Below are 254 nucleotides of genomic sequence, written 5' to 3' on the forward strand. Positions count from 1 at the left end.
CGGAGTTGCCATAATCGCTGCTACTTCTCGGTCAGAGTCAGAAACTTGCTCTTCTGCGTTAGCATCAGCCCTATTTACGTCTTCAGATTGATTTGTTTCTCCCGATGATCCTGGTTGCTGATCTCCTTCCTCTGTGACCTCTGTCTTTATTTTCTTAGTTTCCGCACCCTCTGGGGGACATGAGTTTTTCCTCTTCTCTGATTGTGGAGGAGGCACAATCTCCAAAATTTCAACTAATGGATCAGATGTTGGGC

The 254-nt window shown here is 46.1% G+C and carries 1 protein-coding gene; it reads right to left on the reverse strand.

What is annotated here, in order from left to right; genetic code table 11:
• On the reverse strand, window positions 1-254 hold a 254-nt coding region (locus tag SM754_RS20355; protein ID WP_323677964.1), incomplete at both ends, for a hypothetical protein.

Origin of the sequence: Halorubellus amylolyticus, assembly GCF_034808145.1 — an archaeon.
Lineage (GTDB): Archaea > Halobacteriota > Halobacteria > Halobacteriales > Natrialbaceae > Halorubellus.